This is a genomic window from Marinobacter lipolyticus SM19 (assembly GCF_000397065.2).
Taxonomy (GTDB): Bacteria; Pseudomonadota; Gammaproteobacteria; order Pseudomonadales; family Oleiphilaceae; genus Marinobacter; species Marinobacter lipolyticus.
In genome coordinates this window covers 130,873-145,102 of record NZ_KE007306.1, presented here as the reverse complement: position 1 = coordinate 145,102, position 14,230 = coordinate 130,873, and the positions used below count along the sequence as shown (strand labels likewise).

At 58.2% G+C, this 14,230-nt stretch carries 15 protein-coding genes; 9 read left to right on the top strand and 6 right to left on the bottom strand.

The window, feature by feature from the left end; genetic code table 11:
- Positions 1 to 26: 26 nt before the first annotated feature.
- The 9 genes from ccmA to ccmI are packed head-to-tail and all read left to right on the top strand — an operon-like array spanning position 27 to position 7,249.
- Positions 27 to 659 carry a cytochrome c biogenesis heme-transporting ATPase CcmA gene (gene ccmA / locus MARLIPOL_RS00650; protein WP_012136111.1) on the top strand — a complete coding sequence of 211 codons (633 nt, stop codon included), beginning with the start codon at positions 27 to 29 and terminating at the stop codon, positions 657 to 659.
- The gene (gene ccmB, locus MARLIPOL_RS00645) at positions 649 to 1,374 is read left to right on the top strand and encodes a heme exporter protein CcmB (RefSeq protein ID WP_012136110.1); all 726 of its coding nucleotides are present in this window, start codon (positions 649 to 651) and stop codon (positions 1,372 to 1,374) included. The genes ccmA and ccmB overlap by 11 nt, the downstream gene beginning before the upstream one ends.
- A gap of 34 nt (positions 1,375 to 1,408) precedes the next feature.
- A complete protein-coding gene (gene ccmC / locus MARLIPOL_RS00640) occupies positions 1,409 to 2,152 on the top strand; it encodes a heme ABC transporter permease CcmC (protein ID WP_012136109.1) in 744 nt (247 codons plus the stop codon).
- Between the two features lie 4 nt (positions 2,153 to 2,156).
- Positions 2,157 to 2,396: a heme exporter protein CcmD gene (ccmD, locus tag MARLIPOL_RS00635; RefSeq protein WP_012136108.1), complete on the top strand. Its 240-nt coding sequence runs from the start codon at positions 2,157 to 2,159 to the stop codon at positions 2,394 to 2,396.
- A 14-nt stretch (positions 2,397 to 2,410) separates the two neighbouring features.
- Positions 2,411 to 2,884: a cytochrome c maturation protein CcmE gene (gene ccmE, locus MARLIPOL_RS00630; protein WP_012136107.1), complete on the top strand. Its 474-nt coding sequence runs from the start codon at positions 2,411 to 2,413 to the stop codon at positions 2,882 to 2,884.
- Between the two features lie 35 nt (positions 2,885 to 2,919).
- Positions 2,920 to 4,914, top strand: a complete 1,995-nt coding sequence (locus MARLIPOL_RS00625) for a heme lyase CcmF/NrfE family subunit (RefSeq protein ID WP_012136106.1) — start codon at positions 2,920 to 2,922, stop codon at positions 4,912 to 4,914.
- Positions 4,911 to 5,450: a DsbE family thiol:disulfide interchange protein gene (locus MARLIPOL_RS00620; RefSeq protein WP_012136105.1), complete on the top strand. Its 540-nt coding sequence runs from the start codon at positions 4,911 to 4,913 to the stop codon at positions 5,448 to 5,450. Before MARLIPOL_RS00625 ends, MARLIPOL_RS00620 begins: the two co-directional genes overlap by 4 nt.
- Positions 5,447 to 5,920, top strand: coding sequence for a cytochrome c-type biogenesis protein (locus MARLIPOL_RS00615; RefSeq protein WP_012136104.1), 474 nt, complete (start codon positions 5,447 to 5,449; stop codon positions 5,918 to 5,920). The genes MARLIPOL_RS00620 and MARLIPOL_RS00615 overlap by 4 nt, the downstream gene beginning before the upstream one ends.
- Positions 5,921 to 5,971: 51 nt before the next feature.
- Positions 5,972 to 7,249 (top strand): c-type cytochrome biogenesis protein CcmI, encoded by a 1,278-nt coding sequence (gene ccmI / locus MARLIPOL_RS00610; protein ID WP_012136103.1) that lies wholly within the window; start codon positions 5,972 to 5,974, stop codon positions 7,247 to 7,249.
- Positions 7,250 to 7,276: 27 nt separating this feature from the next.
- Here ccmI and MARLIPOL_RS00605 read toward each other — a convergent pair whose 3' ends face one another.
- Genes MARLIPOL_RS00605 through MARLIPOL_RS00580 form a run of 6 tightly spaced genes read right to left on the bottom strand, consistent with a single transcriptional unit; the run spans position 7,277 to position 14,168 of the window.
- Entirely contained in the window at positions 7,277 to 9,007 is a 1,731-nt protein-coding gene (locus MARLIPOL_RS00605; RefSeq protein ID WP_012136102.1) for a BatD family protein, read from the bottom strand.
- Positions 9,001 to 10,785 (bottom strand): VWA domain-containing protein, encoded by a 1,785-nt coding sequence (locus MARLIPOL_RS00600; protein WP_012136101.1) that lies wholly within the window; start codon positions 10,783 to 10,785, stop codon positions 9,001 to 9,003. Before MARLIPOL_RS00600 ends, MARLIPOL_RS00605 begins: the two co-directional genes overlap by 7 nt.
- Complete coding sequence (locus tag MARLIPOL_RS00595) at positions 10,778 to 11,788, bottom strand: vWA domain-containing protein (protein WP_012136100.1); 1,011 nt, start codon at positions 11,786 to 11,788, stop codon at positions 10,778 to 10,780. The genes MARLIPOL_RS00600 and MARLIPOL_RS00595 overlap by 8 nt, the downstream gene beginning before the upstream one ends.
- On the bottom strand, positions 11,782 to 12,252 hold the full coding sequence (locus MARLIPOL_RS00590; RefSeq protein WP_012136099.1) for a DUF4381 domain-containing protein: 471 nt from the start codon (positions 12,250 to 12,252) through the stop codon (positions 11,782 to 11,784). The genes MARLIPOL_RS00595 and MARLIPOL_RS00590 overlap by 7 nt, the downstream gene beginning before the upstream one ends.
- Positions 12,249 to 13,196: a DUF58 domain-containing protein gene (locus tag MARLIPOL_RS00585; RefSeq protein WP_036190239.1), complete on the bottom strand. Its 948-nt coding sequence runs from the start codon at positions 13,194 to 13,196 to the stop codon at positions 12,249 to 12,251. The genes MARLIPOL_RS00590 and MARLIPOL_RS00585 overlap by 4 nt, the downstream gene beginning before the upstream one ends.
- Before the next feature lie 9 nt (positions 13,197 to 13,205).
- A complete protein-coding gene (locus MARLIPOL_RS00580) occupies positions 13,206 to 14,168 on the bottom strand; it encodes an AAA family ATPase (protein ID WP_012136097.1) in 963 nt (320 codons plus the stop codon).
- Positions 14,169 to 14,230: the final 62 nt, after the last annotated feature.

Genomic DNA, 14,230 nt, shown 5'->3' with positions numbered 1-14,230 from the left:
CGCGTTGTTCCAGATCTGGGGCCCTGATGTCTGAGCCGTTACTACAGGCTGTCAATCTGCAGTGTGAGCGCGACGACCGGATGCTGTTCCGGGATCTCTCTTTCTCCATACTGCCCGGTACTCTGACCCGTGTCGAGGGGCCCAATGGCTCCGGTAAGACAACGCTGCTCAGGATCCTGGCTGGCCTGAACGATGCCTGGTCCGGCGACCTGTTGTGGTTAGGGGAATCCCGCTCATACCAGCGTGACGAATTCGTGCGCAATATGCTGTATATCGGACATCGACCCGGGATCAAACCGCTGCTGACGCCGATGGAGAATCTGCGCGCCCTGATGGCGGGCAGGAAGGCGGTGAGCGACGACCTGCTGAGGCAGGCATTGACCGGCACAGGGCTGGCCGGATTCGAAGATGTACCCTGTCGCCGTCTGTCTGCGGGCCAACAACGTCGGGTAGCGTTGGCGCGGTTGCTGATCGCCGATGAGCCTCTGTGGATTCTTGATGAAGTGTTCACCGCGATTGACATCGATGGTGTGGCTGCGCTGGAAACCCTGCTGGTTCAGAGGGCCCGGGATGGTGGTGCTATCGTCGTGACAACACACCACGATCTGCAGCTACCATCAATGCAGCGTATTACTTTGGGAGCCGGCGATGACTTCTGATACCCGGGCCGGCTGGCGTCCTGTCACAGAATCCGTTGGCAGTGTCAGGGCCATGAAAGCGCTTTTCCTGAGGGATCTCAAGGCTGCTTTTCGGCAAAGGCAGGACCTGCTGAATCCCCTGTTGTTCTTTATCATGGTAGTGACTCTATTCCCCCTTGGTGTTAGCCCGGAAGTGTCATTTCTACAGCAGGCCGGTAGCGGTATCCTGTGGGTGGCGGCGTTGCTGTCCGTGTTGTTATCTCTGGATCACCTGTTCCGGCATGACTACGATGACGGCACCCTGGAACAATTGGTGCTTCAGCCCCAGCCCCTGTTTCTGCTGGTGCTGGCGAAAGTAGCGGCCCACTGGGTGCTGACAGGGTTACCCCTGGTTCTGCTGGCACCGATTTTGGGCATTATGGTGCATCTGGACGGGAACTCTATCGGGGTTTTGTGTCTAACGCTGCTGATTGGAACGCCCGTGCTCAGTCTGATCGGAGCCATCGGTGCGGCATTGACCCTCGGGCTGAGGTCGGCGGGAGTGCTGTTGTCTCTGTTGATTATTCCGCTGTACATTCCGGTGCTGATTTTTGGTACCGGCACTGTGGCTGCTGCGGGGGAGGGTGCCCCGGTGAGTGGTTATGTGGCGTTAATGAGCGCATTCCTGGTGTTGGCGGTAACACTGGCACCGTTTGCGTCAGCGGCAGCACTGCGAATCAGTCTGTCAAACGCGTAACAACGTAAAAGCAAAGGTAAAAGGTAACAACCTGATGTGGCAACTCTTTCATAAGCTGGGCTCTCCGAAATGGTTCTTCGGCATGGCCAACCGGCTGATGCCCTGGCTGTTGTTGGGCGGGGTAGCCCTGCTGTTTGCTGGCCTGATCTGGGGCCTGGCGTTCGCCCCTCAGGACTACCTTCAGGGCAACAGTTACCGGATCATCTTTATTCACGTGCCCTCGGCCTTCCTGGCTCAGTCCGTGTATATCATGATGGCGGTGGCTGCGGCGGTGACTCTGGTCTGGCGCATGAAGCTGGCAGATGTCTTCGTCAAATCGGTGGCGCCGGTGGGTGCCGTGTTAACGTTTTTGGCGCTGTTTACCGGTGCGGTATGGGGTAAACCCACCTGGGGCACCTGGTGGATCTGGGACGCTCGCCTGACCTCCATGCTGATATTGTTATTCCTGTATTTTGGTGTGATTGCCCTGGGCGCGGCGATTTCCGACGAGAAGTCATCGGCGCGGGCCGTCGCTGTGCTGGTTCTGGTCGGGGTGGTGAATATACCCATTATCAAGTACTCGGTGGAATGGTGGAATACGCTTCATCAGCCCGCCACTTTCAAGCTCACGGAAAAGCCCTCGATGCCCGCCGAAATGTGGGTGCCTTTATTGTTATCGGTATTGGGTCTTTACCTGATCTTTGGCTGGTTCGCATGCTTGCGCATGCAGACGGAAATTCTGATTCGTGAACGCCGCACCCGCTGGGTAAAAGAGCTGGTGCTGGCAGGAAGGAGCTGACGACATGGCATTTGATTCACTGGCCGCATTTATTGCCATGGACGGGCATGGTCCCTATGTCTGGACCTGTTACGGGGTGTTCGTCCTGCTCCTGGGCGGCCTGGTGTTCTGGTCACTTCGCCAGCGGCGCCAGGTGATCGCTGCACAGCGTAGGGAGCTGAGCCGGGCAACGGCCAGCGGGACGGCTGCAGGCCAGAATGCCCCGGCCGCCAGCTTTACCCGTGTAAAAGTTTCTCAAGACTGAATGGCAGGATAACGATGCATCCGATCCGAAAAAAACGACTGACCATAGTGCTCTTCTTGCTGGCAGGGATTGCCGTGGCTGTGGGGCTGACCACCTATGCCCTGCGCCAGAATATTAATCTGTTCTACGCCCCCAGCCAGATTGCCGCCGGTGATGCCCCGCTGGACGTGAGAATACGTGCCGGTGGGATGGTGGAAGAAGGCTCAGTGCAGCGGGACCCGGAAAGCCTGAAGGTGGAGTTCAGGGTGACCGACTTCAATTCGTCGGTGCTGGTTGAGTACACCGGCATCCTGCCGGACCTGTTTGCCGAAGGGCAGGGCGTGGTCGCCATGGGGCGGCTGAATGCGAGCGGGCGGTTTGTGGCGGATCAGGTGCTGGCCAAGCACGATGAGAACTACATGCCGCCTGAAGTGGCCGAGGCTCTTGAGCGGGCGTCCGCCGGAACACATAAAGCCGGCGACAGCAGTGGTCCTGAAACGGCCTACTGACACGACGACACATTTTTGATGTTTGGAGAGGTTTGATGTATCCGGAACTCGGACAGTTTTCACTGATACTGGCGCTGCTGCTTGCAGTGCTCCTTTCCGTGGTCCCGCTGGTGGGCTCGGTAACCGGTCGTGATACCTTACAGGCGTATGCGCGCCCGTTGTCCGCCGGACTGTTCGTGTTCATCGCCATTGCTTTCGGGATTCTTACCCATGCCTTTGTGACCGATGACTTCTCTGTGGCGTATGTCGCCAATAACAGCAACAGCATGCTGCCCTGGTATTACAAGTTCAGTGCCGTGTGGGGCGGTCATGAGGGATCACTGCTACTGTGGATCCTGATGTTGGCGGGGTGGACCCTGGCGGTCGCGATATTCAGCCGCCGGCTGCCATCGGTAATGATCGCCCAGGTGCTGTCAGTGATGGGGATCGTCAGCGTGGGTTTTCTGCTCTTCATCATTATGACCTCGAATCCGTTCGACCGGATGCTGCCAAACGTGCCGGCGGACGGAGCTGACCTCAACCCGTTATTGCAGGATTTTGGTCTGATCGTTCACCCGCCCATGCTGTACATGGGGTATGTAGGTTTCTCTGTGGCATTTGCTTTTGCTATTGCCGCACTGATCAACGGCCGTCTGGATGCGGCATGGGCGCGCTGGTCACGTCCGTGGACGACCGTAGCCTGGGCCTTCCTGTCGTTGGGTATTGCCCTGGGGAGTTGGTGGGCGTACTACGAACTTGGCTGGGGCGGTTGGTGGTTCTGGGACCCGGTTGAGAATGCCTCGCTGTTGCCCTGGTTATCCGGCACGGCGCTGATGCACTCCCTGGCAGTTACTGAGAAGCGGGGTGTGTTCAAGAGCTGGACGGTATTGCTGGCTATTGTCACCTTTTCCCTCAGCCTGCTGGGCACCTTCCTGGTGCGCTCAGGCGTGCTGACATCGGTCCACGCCTTTGCTTCCGATCCTGAACGGGGCACTTTCCTGCTGGCACTGTTGGCTATCACCATCGTTTCCAGTCTGGCCCTGTACGCCTTCCGGGCGCCAGTGGTACACGTGCGGGCCCGTTATGGCTCTCTGTCCCGTGAGATCTTCCTGCTTCTCAACAATGTGCTTCTGGTGGCCGCAACGTTGCTGGTCATGGTGGGTACGCTGTATCCATTGGTGCTGGATTATCTTGATATGGGGCGCCTGTCCATTGGTGAACCATTCTTTAATCTGACCTTCAGTCCGCTGGCGCTGGCTGCCGGTTTGTTGTTGGGCGCCGGGATCTTCTCGCGCTGGAAGAAAACCGATGGCGGCTGGCTCGGCCGCAAGCTGCTGTGGCCATTGGCCATCAGCGTTGTGGCAACAGCGGCAGTGATGGTGACCTACGGCACATTCAAGCCCTGGGCGTTTGCTGGCTGTTTTGTCGCCATCTGGGTGACGGTCGCCACGTTCTGGGATCTCTGGGACAAGTCGGCGTCCAGAAAGGGGCGGTTGCAGGGGCTGAAACGTCAGTCTCGCAGTTACTACGGCATGGTGCTTGGGCACCTCGGGTTGGCGATCACCATGGCGGGCGCAACGGTGGTATCGAATTATGGAGTTGAACGGGATGTGCGAATGACTCCCGGAGACACTGCGATGATTGGAGATTACCAGATCCAGTTCACGGATATTGGCGAGCGTCGTGGTCAGAACTTCACGGCGCAGTATGGCTCGTTTGACCTCTCTCTTGATGGTCAGTATGTGGCAACACTGCACCCTGAAAAGCGTCAGTACCAGGTTCAGCGCAACGTAATGACCGAAGCAGCCATAGATGCAGGACTGTTCCGGGATGTGTTTGTCGCGATTGGCGAACGTATCACCGATGACGCCTGGGCCATCCGCATACAGTACAAACCGCTGGTGCGCTGGTTGTGGCTGGGAGCATTGTTCATGGCTGCCGGTGGTTTCCTCGCCATTGCCGATCGCCGTTACCGTATTCGTGAGCGGGTGTCTGACAGGCAGGGCATAGAATCTGGCCGTCGTGGCGATGTAGCAGAGGCGATGTCATGAAGCGTGTGTTTCTGTTTGTTCCATTAATTCTGGTTGTTGTTCTGGGTATCGTGTTGTTTGCGGGGATCGGGAAGGACCCGACCCGGCTGGAGTCGGCGCTGATCGGTAAAACGGTTCCGGCCTTCACCCTGGATGACCTGGAGCAACCCGGAACGAAACTGGATGCCGGGGTATTCCTGGGGCAGGTTTCGTTGCTGAATGTCTGGGGTACCTGGTGCCCGGCCTGTCGGGATGAGCATGACGATCTGCTGTGGCTGGCACAGGAGCAGGGCGTCCGCATCATCGGCCTCAACTACAAGGACAATCGTGAGGAGGCCCTGGGATGGCTGGAGCGTCTTGGCAACCCATACGAACGGACCATCTATGACCCGAAAGGCACCCTGGGATTTGACCTGGGAGTATACGGAGCCCCGGAAACCTACGTCATTGATACAGACGGGGTGGTTCGTTACCGGCATGTGGGCGTGGTTAATGAGAAGGTCTGGAAAGAGGATCTGGAGCCTCTGGTCAAGCAGTATCGGGAGGATGCATCGTGACACGACTGGTTGTCCTGATACTGCTCGCGATGTCGCTGGCGTTTCAGGCGAGTGCTGATGAAGCCAATGCTCAAGGCTTTGAGTCACTAAAGGAAGAGCAGCGATACCGGGATCTCACGGCGGAGCTGCGTTGCCCGAAGTGCCAGAACCAGAACATTGCTGACTCCAACGCCCCCATAGCAAAAGACATGCGCGACCGTGTGTACCGGATGATGCAGGATGGCGCGAGTAATGATGAGATTGTCGGGGATCTGGTGGATCGCTTTGGCGAATTTGTCCGTTACAAGCCCGAGGTTGATCGCCGTACCATACTGCTGTGGGCAACGCCGGCCATAGCTGTCGGTGTTGGTTTGCTGGCAGTTGCCGGCATTGTTATCCGGTCGCGTCGCCGCAATGACCAGGCGCCAAGTCTGACCGCCGATGAGCAGGCCCGGGTTAACAGGCTGCTGGCCGATAAAGACCGGGAATAATGTCTCCTGAATTGATTCTCCAACTCCCCATGGAAAAACCACGACCTTCTTATGACTGATACTTTCTGGCTTTTCGCCGCCGCGCTCATCATTCTGGCCCTGGCATTTATCATCTGGCCGCTGTTTTCTCACCGGGCAGGACGGCAACAGCAGACCGACCTGAGGAATCAGAACCTGATGGCCTACAGATCACGGATGGCGGAGCTGGAGAGTGAGTACCAGGCCGGTATCCTCGATCAGGAAAACTACCAGCAGCTCCGGGACGAACTGGCGGGCAGCATGCTTGATGATGTGCCCGATGCCACTGAGCAGGAGGGCAAGTCAGCCACCAGGGTGCGAGGTCGCAAAAGTTCCATGGCCATTGCCATTGTGAGCTTTGCCCTGATCCCTGCCGCCGCGGTTTTCCTGTACCAGCAATGGGGCGCGATGGATGATCTGGAACAATACCTCGCGATGCAGGAAATGATCGCTTCGGACGGCGATCGTGTCCAGCAAATGAACCAACTGACAACTCAGCTACGGGAGCGCCTGGAAGCCAATCCGGACAATGCCGACGGCTGGGCTATGCTGGGGCGCAGTTATATGCGCCTGGAACGGTACAAAGACGCCGCCTGGGCCTTTGAACGGTTGGCGGAACAGGTTAAGGGGAATGATCAGGCCGAAGCCACGGCATGGGGACTGTCTGCCCAAGCCCTGTTTTTTAACAGTCAGGGCGCCCTGGACGCGGGGGTAACACGTGCCATTGAGAAAGCGCGGGCACTGAACCCTGATGAAGTGAATGCCCTCGGTCTGTTAGGTATATCCGCATTCAGCCAGCAGAACTATGAGGATGCGATTGACTACTGGGAACGTATTGTTGCGGCTGCTCCGGATCACCCTCAGCTTGGCTCCATTCGTCAAGGCATAAGCGAGGCTTATCAACGCCTGGGGCAGGAAGTGCCGGAGAGTGCGACAGCGTCAGTCTCCGGCCCCGGAGTGACCGTGCGAGTTGAATTGTCGGAGGCGTTTGCGGGCGAGGTGCCCACGGATACAACCCTGTTTGTGTTTGCCCGTAGAAGCGGTAGTCAGGGTTCGGCACCTCTGGCTGTAGCACGGCTGAGCGCCGGTGATTTGCCTGCGGACATTCGACTCGATGACCGTAATGCCATGTCACCGGACAATCGGTTGTCTGACGCCTCGGAAGTGTTACTGGTGGCGCGGCTGTCCCGGACCGGTAACGCCATGCCCCAGGCGGGCGACTGGCAGGGTGAACTGAAAGAGCCCGTTACCGTCAGTAATGATCAAAGTGTGGCGGCTACCCTGATTATTGATCACCAGCTGCGAAATTGAGGGAGGCTCCCGGCAGGACCTGTCCTGTCAGCGGCTGGCCAGTCCCTCCGGGTACAGGGGAGGCAGACGATCCTGTGCCTGCTGGTGGGTTTCCTTTCCCCGCAACGCTTTCAGGACTGCAACCAGAGGCTTGCCATCCCAGTTTCCGGCCTCATCGTGTTTGCCAAACAGCCATCTCTGTAGGGCCTCCAGCTCACGGTCCAGATGCTCGTCTGCGACGTAGCGGCAGACGTCGGCAACACTGTCAAACTTCTGATTGTGGAAATACCGGGTGGCCCATCTGGGTAACAGCTCCAGGGTTCGTGGGTCGCCTTCCTCCGCAACCTTACACAATTCCCGGAACAGCGCTTTTTCACCGTTATCCGGAGCCGCCTGTCTGGCAGGAGAGGGCGAGTTTCTTCGGCTGAACCACCAGGCTGCGACTGTCACCAGCCAGCCAAGGGCCAGTATCAGGCTCACCATGGGCCAGAACCAGGAGGAAGATGCTTGCCCAGCGCTATCACCAGTGTCGAGGTTGGCTGCTTCCATGCTCTGTTCCGATGAGGCTGCGCTTTGTCCTGAGGTTGTTGTCAGGTCTGGCGATGCACTCACTGACAGGGTTCTCGCCGGAATCACAGCGATCTTCTCTTCATCCGCGTCGGTGTCCCACCATGGAATCCGGATTTCCGGTAACACCAGGTTGCCAGGCTCTATGGGAACCAGTGCGGTGGTTTGCGTAAGGGTGGATGATATCCCGTCTCGGTCGCTGTTAGCTGAACGTTCAGGTTGCTCCGGATAGGTTCGAATACCCGGGACGGCCTGCTCCGGGAACGGTGGCAGGGCTTCTGATGGCAGTCCCTGAGCACTGAGTGACAGGGTTCGGGTCAGGTTAAGCCCGGTGGACAGGTTTAGATTGTCCGGCAGTCCTGAATCCGAAAGCTCCAGTTCGCTGGCGGGTAGCCAGGTGTCACCGGTGAAGCTGTCGGGAATGCCTTTCACCGGGATGTCGAACAGCTTCTCGCTATCGCGGAGGAATTTCAGTTGCCCCTCCGGAGTCCGGGCACGACCCTCGAAGCGAATGGCATTCAAGCTGAATTCACCCGGTTGTTGGGGGTAAATGGCGTAGCGCCTCTCGACCACCCTGAAGCGAATACCGTTGCGGTAGCGGCTGTATTCCCTTTGTTTGCCAAGGTTTTCGATGATGGCGTTGGGGTGCTCGGGTTCTGATAACTCGCCGCGAATCAGGTTGCCACTGAAGAACAGCTTGATGGTCAGAACCAACTGTTCCTGTACATAGACTTCGTCCTTGTCGGTCGACAACTCGATAAAACTGTCCCGGGATTCGGGTTGCTGATCCGGTGATGTGCCCGCCACGACGTTGATTTTGACGGGGTCGGAACTGGCATCCTGGAATTTGAGCGGGGGAATAGTCAGCTCGCCGGTCTTTTTGGGCGCTAACTGGTAGGTCCAGGTGATTTCACCCATCATGTTGTTATTTACGGTACGGATACTGTAGCGCTGGTTACGACCGATAATCTCGAAATCATCCTCCACTTTCCCTATATCCGGTGACGGTAAGGTGGAGATGTCCAGATCAAACAGGTTGCCGAGATTGATGTCGATTTCCATACTGCCCCGGACGGTCAGTGTCAGCACTTCGCCCTCATAGAGCCTGGTCCGATCTGGCTCTACCACCAGCTTGCTCTCGGCGTGCGCCGGCCACCCCAGGGAGAAGAGCAGGGTGATCAGAATAAAGGGAATTGCGAGCCGCTTTACCATGGCGTGTCGCCCTCATCGGGTTGTGTATCTCGTTGCTGGTACTGTTGGAGGAACTTGCGTCTCAGAAGACCGCCGGGGTCATCGGGGATTCGCCTCAACCATTGTTCCTGGCCTTGGGTGAGGGGCTGTTCCGAGATGTCTGCGGGTGCCTCCCCGTTTGGTGTGGCAGAGTCTTGCCCGGAAGGGTTCCCGGCCTGTTGCTGCTGTGGCTGTTGAGAGGGTTGCTCCGGGTTCTGTTCGCCACGCTGCTCGCCTTGTTGGCTCTGTTGTTCGCTGTCCCGATCTCCGGATTGCTTGCCCTGCTGACTGTTCTGGTTCTGTTGGCCGGAGCCATCACCGGGTTTCTGTTGTTGTTGGTTCTGCTGGTCACTGCTCTGTTGATCAGAGTCGCCGTTTTCCCCGGAATCGTTTTTCTGCTGTTGCTCCAGCAATTGCTGAACGATGTCGCGGTTGAAGCGGGCATCTTCCATGTCCGGTTGAGCCGCCAGGGCCTGATCGTATGCATTGATTGCCTCTTCGAGTTGTCCCGCCCTTGCCAGTGCATTGCCCCGGTTATAGTGGGCACGGGGGCTGTCACCAGTCGCAAAGGAATCGGCCGCTGCTTCATAATCACCGGCATGGTATTGGGCACTGCCGCGCCACTGTGGATCCCTCAGTCGCTGGGCAGCCGTTTCGGCATCGGCGGCAATCATCTCGGGCGCCCGCTGGTCTTCCCGCAACCAGAGTTCGGACCATTCCAGTGCCATGGCCGGTCGGGGTGTAAGGGGCAGCAGTGTAAACAGTACCAGCGCAAGCGTTCCCCGGCGCCAGCCTATGAGAACCAGGGGTAACGCTAGCCAAAGCAGCCAATAGCCGTCGTCCTGCCAGCGATCCACCGTCAGGTCGCGTTCGCTTTCCTGCCAGTCCTCAGCGTTTTCGCCAAGCAGCCCGAGGTTGTTGATGTCGGTATCGTCGATGGTCAGATGATGACTTCTCCCACCATTGCTCTGAGCCAGATGTTGCAGGGCCGAGGGGCTGGCCTTGGCCATGACAATATCACCATTGTCGCGAATGAATCCCCTTTTCGGTAGTGGGATCGGCCCACCTTCCGCGGTACCGACAACCAGGGTATTCAGTGCAAAGCGGCTGCCCCCGAGAGCCTGGGTGATGCGATCCTGATATCGATCACTGACATCATCGGTAATCAATAGCATCCGGCCCTTGCCGGGCGCTCCCTGTTCCAGCAGTTCCAGGCCCCTTGCGACCCCAAGATCAGCACGATTACCCGTCGCTGGCATAATTACCGGTTCCAGCACCCCCAGCATGCCGGTAATGGTATTGCGATCATCGGTCAGGGGGCTGACTGCATGGGCGTCGGCAGCATAGACCACCAGCCCTGTGAGGCTGCCTTCCCGTTGCCTGAGGATATCGCGAATCTTTCGCTTCGCCAGGGTCAGACGATCCGGCTCTACATCGGTCGCCAGCATGGACAGTGACAGATCCAGAATAATTACCAGGCTGTCGTTCTGTTGTTGCAACGGGGTGGGTGCCTGGCGCCATGCGGGACCAGCCAGGGCGATAGAGAGAACAAGCACGGCCAGAGTGGCTGGCAATAAGGGCGACCGGCGATGGAGCCCCGAATGGCCAAACCGACTGATGACCGGGCGCAACAGTGGCTCTGGAATGATGCGGGTCCAGCCGCTGTCGCTTTGACGCGCCTTGCGATAGAGCAGGGGTATTATCGGGATAACCAGAAGCAGTAACAGCCACAGCGGGCGGAGAAAATGGAAATCACCCATGGTGGTTCCCCTTTTCGTGGCGGGTGGAATTCAACAGCTTGAGCAGTTGCAGCAAGAGCCACAGCAGCACCGACAGAGCGGCCGGCCACACAAACAAATCGGTGACAGGTCGGTAGTGTTTGCCTTCCAGTTCGATGGGTTCCAGTTGGTCAATATTTTCGTAGATCAGTTCCAGTTCCGGCAGGCTGCGAGCGCGGAAGTATTTGCCCCCGGTCTGATCAGCCATTTGCTGCAGCAGTTGTTCATCCAGGTCCCGGGACGGGTTGACCTGGCGGGAGCCCAACAAGCCGCGCTGGATCATCGATTCGGCCCCAATGCCAATGGTGTAAATACGCACACCGGTGGCTTTGGCAATTTCCGTGGCCTTGTCTGGCGTAATTTCCCCGGCAGTATTCGCACCATCGGTTAACAGGATGACCACGCGCTGTTCCTGTGGACGGTCTCTCAGGCGTTTAACGGCCAACCCGATGGCATCACCGATTGCGGTGGCGCGGCCAGCCATGCCGATGCCGGATTCGTGCAGCAGCGTGCTCACGGTCGCCAGATCAAAAGTCAGAGGGGCCTGGATATAAGGCTCAGTACCAAAGAGTAAAAGCCCCAGACGGTCGCCTTCGCGACGTTGGATAAAGTCGTCTACGACCCGCTTCACTGCCTGCAGGCGATTAATACCACGTCCCTGGATGATCATGTCCTGTTCATCCATGCTGGGAGAAATATCCACGGCCAGCAACAGATCTCGCCCGCTGACCGGTAGCTGGAGGGGATCGCCCACGTGCTGGGGCCTGGCGGCCGCAATGATCAACAGTACCCACATGAGCACGAGCATTACCAGTTGCCACCAGGGCAGACGGTTACCGCTTCGGCTGACCCCCGGAAGATCGGACAACCAGTGACCAACGGGAAGGACCGGCGCTTCAACGGATTGTCCGCCACGTTTCCCAAGTCGTACCAGCAACGGTGCCAGTACCAGAATCAGTACCCACGGATAGGCGAGGCTCAGCATTTTTGCCCCTCCAGCCAGGAACGGGCAAACGTCAGCGCCTGTTCCGGAGTGGTTTCTGCTTCCGGCCGCCAGCAGCTGTTAATCATGGCTTCAACAAGGGAGCGCGACGCCACCCGTTGATCGGGGCTGGTTTTCACCAGGAAGCCCGCCCAACTCGAACCACTCATCGCCTCTGGATGTTCTCCCGGGTAGCGTTCCCGGGCGCACTGTTTCAGCAAAGTGTTGAGCTGTGCGAACCATCGTGGTTCCTGAGAGGCCTGTTGGGCCAGCCGGTTCAATTCCCGACGGGCGAGCTTGAGCCAGCGGTTTTTCTTTTGTTTGTGACGGATAACAAGAAGGCCAGCGATGAGCAGCATGACAAGCAGCACAAGGAGGATCCACCATCCCGGAGCTGGTGGCCAGAAGCCCCCGGTTTCAGGCAAGTGAATGTCCCTGAGTTGGCTTAACGGATCCTGTTCCATCATCCGATTCGCCCCCGCGGGCCCAATTGGGACTGGAGGATAACCGCTGGCTCGTCACTGGTCATCACCGTGGCAGGGACAATGCCGGAGGTACGAAAACACTCAGCCAGTTCGTTTTCATGACGCTCCACTTTTTCGTGCCAGGCTTTCTGGAATTGCGGGTTACCGGCGTCGAACCACACCGGGCCCTCCTCACTGGCGACAGCGAAGCGCCCACTTTCCGGCAAATGAAGTTCCAGAGGGTCGGCGATACGCAGCGCACTGACGGAATTGTGCCTGGCAAGGGCGCCAAGCAGCCGCGAGGTTTCCGTGCTGATCGACAGGAAATCACTGAGCACGAAGATTCGGCTGCCGGTATGGGCTACTCGTCGGGCTTCCCGTAGTGCTGTATCGAGATTGGCTGTCAACGAAGATTCCTGAAGATCCGCTGTTTTGATCGCTTCTGGCTTCTTCTGTAATTTTGCCAGAGTGTCGAGCAACTGAAGCACTGATTTCTTACGTCGTGCAGGGCGTTGAACGGTCAGTTCCCGGCCGTTGAATACAATCCCCCCTACCTGGTCACCAGACCAAAGTGCCAGCCAGGAAAGGATGCCGGCAAGCTGGGCGCTACGCACCTGTTTGTAGGCGCCGATACTGGCAAAGAACAGGCTTGGGCTCAGGTCGCACAACAGCAACACCGGACGTTCGCGCTCTTCCTCGTAGAGCTTGGTGTGCGGGGACTGGCGTCGTGCAGTAACCCGCCAGTCGATACTGCGGATATCGTCTCCGGGCTGGTATTGCCGAACCTCGGCAAACGCCATGCCCCGGCCCCGTCTGGGGGATCGTTGCACTCCGGCCTGCTTACTCCGTACAGGGCGGGCAGCCGGTAGTTTCAGAGCCCGGGCATCGGCCTGGAGACGGATCAGACCGGGAAGGTCGATATGGGTGGCGTCTTGCGCTCGTATCATTGGAAGGAATCAGGCAACAACAGGGACATGATCAATCAGTCTTTGAATCACGGCATCGGCGGTCATGCCTTCGGCTTCCGCCTCGAAGGTCAGCAGAATCCGGTGGCGGAGTACATCGAATGCGATGTTGCGGACATCATCCGGGCTGACATAGTCACGGCCCTCAAGCCATGCCAGGGCGCGGGCGCACCGGTCCAGGGCGATGGTGCCCCGGGGGCTGGCGCCGAAGGCGGTCCAGCGCGCCAACTCAGGGTCAAGCTGTTGTGGGTCGCGGGTGGCCAGGACCAGGGCCAGCAAATATTGTTCTACGGGTTCCGCCATATAGATATCCGCTATATCCCGACGCGCCTCAAACACCTGGTCTGCGCTCAGGCGGATGGTGGCAGCCGGCTGGCCCTGGCGATAGTCGTTGCGGGCCAGGTGGAGGATAGCTTTTTCGGCATCGGCGGATGGGTAGTCAATCACCACGTGCATCAGGAAACGGTCGAGCTGGGCTTCCGGGAGCGGGTAGGTGCCTTCCTGCTCAATGGGGTTCTGGGTGGCCATCACCATGAACAGCGGATCGAGGGGGAAGGTCCGCATGCCGACGCTGACTTGCCGTTCGCCCATGGCTTCCAGCAAGGCGGACTGTACCTTGGCCGGCGCCCGATTGATTTCATCGGCAAGCACCAGGTTGTGGAAAATCGGGCCCTTCTGAAATTCAAACTGGCCGGTTTCGGCACGATAGATCTCACTGCCGGTCACATCAGATGGTAACAGGTCCGGGGTGAACTGGATGCGATGAAAGTCCCCTTCAAGGTGGTCCGCCAGGGCCTTGATGGCAGTCGTCTTGGCAAGGCCCGGAGCACCCTCCACCAACAAGTGGCCGTCGGCAAGCAAGGCAATCAGTAACCGATCCACCAGTTTTTCCTGGCCTATGATCCTTTTCGCTAACTGAGTCCGGAGCTCTCCGAAAGTATGCTGTAGTGACATGAGCAGTGATGATTCCTGTATGACGGCTCTTAACCTAGGTATTTGCCGCAGTTTTCGCATCT

Excerpts from the sequence above, each read along its gene's own strand:
- MARLIPOL_RS00585 (WP_036190239.1), bottom strand. The coding sequence starts at position 13,196 with ATGATACGAGCGCAAGACGCCACCCATATCGACCTTCCCGGTCTGATC.
- ccmA (WP_012136111.1), top strand. The coding sequence starts at position 27 with ATGTCTGAGCCGTTACTACAGGCTGTCAATCTGCAGTGTGAGCGCGAC.
- MARLIPOL_RS00595 (WP_012136100.1), bottom strand. The coding sequence starts at position 11,788 with ATGCTGAGCCTCGCCTATCCGTGGGTACTGATTCTGGTACTGGCACCG.
- MARLIPOL_RS00580 (WP_012136097.1), bottom strand. The coding sequence starts at position 14,168 with ATGTCACTACAGCATACTTTCGGAGAGCTCCGGACTCAGTTAGCGAAA.
- MARLIPOL_RS00600 (WP_012136101.1), bottom strand. The coding sequence starts at position 10,785 with ATGGGTGATTTCCATTTTCTCCGCCCGCTGTGGCTGTTACTGCTTCTG.
- ccmB (WP_012136110.1), top strand. The coding sequence starts at position 649 with ATGACTTCTGATACCCGGGCCGGCTGGCGTCCTGTCACAGAATCCGTT.
- ccmC (WP_012136109.1), top strand. The coding sequence starts at position 1,409 with ATGTGGCAACTCTTTCATAAGCTGGGCTCTCCGAAATGGTTCTTCGGC.
- ccmI (WP_012136103.1), top strand. The coding sequence starts at position 5,972 with ATGACTGATACTTTCTGGCTTTTCGCCGCCGCGCTCATCATTCTGGCC.
- MARLIPOL_RS00605 (WP_012136102.1), bottom strand. The coding sequence starts at position 9,007 with ATGGTAAAGCGGCTCGCAATTCCCTTTATTCTGATCACCCTGCTCTTC.
- MARLIPOL_RS00620 (WP_012136105.1), top strand. The coding sequence starts at position 4,911 with ATGAAGCGTGTGTTTCTGTTTGTTCCATTAATTCTGGTTGTTGTTCTG.
- MARLIPOL_RS00625 (WP_012136106.1), top strand. The coding sequence starts at position 2,920 with ATGTATCCGGAACTCGGACAGTTTTCACTGATACTGGCGCTGCTGCTT.
- ccmE (WP_012136107.1), top strand. The coding sequence starts at position 2,411 with ATGCATCCGATCCGAAAAAAACGACTGACCATAGTGCTCTTCTTGCTG.
- MARLIPOL_RS00590 (WP_012136099.1), bottom strand. The coding sequence starts at position 12,252 with ATGATGGAACAGGATCCGTTAAGCCAACTCAGGGACATTCACTTGCCT.
- ccmD (WP_012136108.1), top strand. The coding sequence starts at position 2,157 with ATGGCATTTGATTCACTGGCCGCATTTATTGCCATGGACGGGCATGGT.